Origin of the sequence: Gelidibacter sp., assembly GCF_039916245.1 — a bacterium.
In the GTDB taxonomy this organism is placed as follows: domain Bacteria; phylum Bacteroidota; class Bacteroidia; order Flavobacteriales; family Flavobacteriaceae; genus Gelidibacter.
The window spans coordinates 1-3,252 of the sequence record NZ_JBDSLS010000105.1 but is presented as its reverse complement, the minus strand read 5'-3'; the positions used below and the strand labels follow the sequence as shown (position 1 = coordinate 3,252).

3 protein-coding genes are annotated in these 3,252 nt (G+C 37.8%); all 3 read left to right on the top strand.

Translation table 11 applies throughout. The features are described from left to right. The coding region (locus ABIQ28_RS05205; protein WP_348035817.1) for a beta-galactosidase domain 4-containing protein at positions 1 to 1,308 on the top strand (1,308 nt) is incomplete at its 5' end. Between the two features lie 173 nt (positions 1,309 to 1,481). After that, positions 1,482 to 2,735 carry a glycoside hydrolase family 27 protein gene (locus tag ABIQ28_RS05200; protein ID WP_348035815.1) on the top strand — a complete coding sequence of 418 codons (1,254 nt, stop codon included), beginning with the start codon at positions 1,482 to 1,484 and terminating at the stop codon, positions 2,733 to 2,735. Between the two features lie 99 nt (positions 2,736 to 2,834). Then, positions 2,835 to 3,252: sugar-binding domain-containing protein (locus ABIQ28_RS05195; RefSeq protein ID WP_348035814.1), on the top strand; the 418-nt coding region annotated here is incomplete at its 3' end.

Here is a 3,252-nt window from a genome sequence, read left to right as displayed (position 1 = left end):
ACACCAAGTGATAACAACTTTTTATTGAACGGATTGGTGCAAGCAGACCGTACACCAAATCCTCACATTCTAGAAGTAGCGCATATCCAACAGGATATTAAGTTTTATGAGAATGATCTTTCTAAAGGAATGATTGACATCAAGAACTGGTATTTCTTCAGAGATTTGGCAAACTATAAATTAAATTGGGAAGTGATTGCTAATGGCGAAGTAGTAGAATCAGGAACTATTGATGCTCTTGATATTGCACCACAAGCTAAACAAGCGGTAAAAATCCCTTTTAAAACGCAATTTAAAAATGGTGTTGAATATTTCTTAAATGTTTCTGCTGTTTTAAAAACAGATGAGCCTTTATTAAAAGCGGGTTACAGAATAGCTTATGAGCAATTCCAATTGCAAAAAGGAACGGTTCAAACACCAGAAAAAGCGACAGAATCAGTGGTTTTTAAATCTAAAGGCGATGTGATTACGGTTATTGGAAAAGACTTCGATTTAGCGTTCAATCAAAAAACAGGAACTCTAACGGACTATAACTTCAAAAACAAAAGTTTGTTGACCAATGGTCCTGAAGTTAATTTCTGGCGTGCCCCAACCGATAATGATTACGGTGCAGGGACTCAAATTAGATACAAAGCATGGAAAGATGCTGGTACGACTGGCAATGTGACCACGGCGGTAAAACAGCTTTCTAAAACTGAGGTTCAAATTACATTCACAAGAATTTTATTTGATGGCGATGCCAATCTTGTAGAAACTTATCTGGTAGATGGAAATGGGGCAGTAAAAGTTACGAATGACTTAAAAGCAATAAAAGGAAAGCACACCGATTTCTATAAATTCGGAAATAAATTAGTGTTGCCAGAAACTTATAAAAACATGACGTTTTACGGAAAAGGACCTTTTGAAGCGTATACTGACAGACAACATGCTGCAAAAGTGGGCTTATACAAACAAACCATTGAAGAGCAATATTTCGCATACCTACGTCCGCAAGAAAACGGAAATAAATTGGAAACGCGTTGGGTTGCGCTGACTAAAGAAGACGGCTCTGGAATTAAGTTTTTAAGTGAAACACCATTCTCGGTTTCGGCACTTAACTTCAAAGAAGAAGATTTGCATAGTGGCGACGAAAGAAAGCAAGAACACGCCGGAGAGATTGATCCTCGCAAAGAAGTGTTTGTTAATATTGATGGATTCCAACAAGGATTAGGAAGCATCAATAGCTGGGGCACATTGCCTTTAGAGCAATACCGATTGAATTACAAAGATTATTCGTATTCGTACTGGATGGTGCCTATTGTAAAATAAATGGTTAAAAGTGACATAGGATTAAAGGACATAGGATATAAGATTAATTTCATTGTCATATATCAATCAGTCTTAAGTTCACATTAAATAAAAAAACTAACAATTTAAACTATCTCAATATCGACATTCTGTTTTTTATGGATTGTCGATATTGTTTTTTATAGAAAAATGAAATGATTAGAATCTCACTGTTTTTATCCATTATATTTTTAGCGTCTTGTAAAAATCAAGAGAAGGGAATATATAATGCGAGCTTAAATGCTAGCAAAATCCAAGAAATCAGTAAACCGCAAACCCCCATTATGGGCTGGTCCAGCTGGAATAATTTTCATGTGGATATCAATGAAGAGGTGATCAAAGCGCAAGCCGATTTTATGGTGTCATCCGGAATGGCTGATGCAGGTTATGCCTATGTCAATATCGATGACGGTTTTTTCGCAGGGCGCGATAGCAAAGGCGATTTGATTGTGCATCCGGAGCGCTTTCCAAACGGGATGAAAGTGATTTCGGAATATATCCATTCCAAAGGTTTAAAAGCAGGGATTTATTCTGATGCGGGCATCAATACCTGTGCTTCACGTTGGGATAGAGATACAATTGGGGTCGGCTCTGGATTAATGGGCCACGACAGAAAAGATTTAAAGCTCATGCTGAACGATTGGAACTATGATTTCATTAAAGTCGATTGGTGCGGTGGCGATTGGTTGGGATTGGATGAACAAACCCGATACACGCAAATCGCGAATATCATTAAGGAAATTAAACCGCAAACCGTGTTTAATATCTGCAGATGGGAGTTTCCAGGCACATGGGCCCTTCAGATTGCCGACTCTTGGCGAATTTCAGGGGATATAACGAATACTTTCGGTTCCATCTTACACATCATCGATTTGAATGCTGATCTCTGGAAATACGCTTCTCCAGGCCATGTGAATGATATGGATATGCTTCAAGTAGGACGTGGCATGAGTTATGAAGAAGATAAAACGCATTTTTCCATGTGGTGCATGATGAATTCGCCATTATTAGCAGGTAACGATTTGAGATATATGACGGATGAAACTATTTCTATTTTAACCAATAAAGAGATTATTGCGCTCAATCAGGATCCGTTGGTATATCAAGCCCGCCGATTGACGGAGAAAGGTAATTTGGAAGTCTGGGCAAAACCTTTAGTTTCGACCATGAGTGGGAGAGTAGCGGTCACATTATTGAATAGATCAGATAAAACAGAAACCATTTCTTTTGATTTGAATACAGTAGGTTTGGATGCTTCAGAAGGTTATTCTTATCGGGATTTATGGGCGAAAAAGGATTTTGAAAAGACCACAAAAGAAAAGTTGAGTTTTGAAGTAGCGCCACATGGTGTGGTGGTTTTGACCTTGGATGGTGTTTCAAAACCTTTCAATATTTTTCAGAATAAATAAGCCTCTGAGAGGCAACATCTTAATTTTTATGTTGTCGTAAGAATATAAAAAAATTATATAAAACATAATATGATGATTATCAAAGGTTTTTTAAGGAAAATGAGAAGGAAGCATTTGCTTTTTATTGCTTTATTCATGGCTTGTAGCTTGACAGGATTTACTCAAGATAAAATCAGAAACGAATTTTCCTTAGAAAAAAATTGGCGCTTCCATAAAGGTGATCTGCCTAATGCCTATTTGGAATCTTTTAATGATTCCAAATGGGAAAACGTAACCGTGCCTCACGATTGGGCCATCAAAGGACCGTTTGACAAAGAAATCGACAAGCAGACCGTCGCGATTGTTCAAAATGGCGAAGAAGTCGCGACTGAAAAAACAGGACGAACTGGCGCTTTGCCTTATATCGGTGTCGGTTGGTATCGTCATGAATTCGCAATTCCAAATTTTGATTCAGAAAAAAAAGTCATTCTCCTTTTTGAAGGCGCGATGGCAGAACCAGAAATTTTTCTCAATGGTA

Coding starts and splice junctions, on each gene's coding strand:
- ABIQ28_RS05200 (WP_348035815.1), top strand. CDS start 1,482: ATGATTAGAATCTCACTGTTTTTATCCATTATATTTTTAGCGTCTTGT.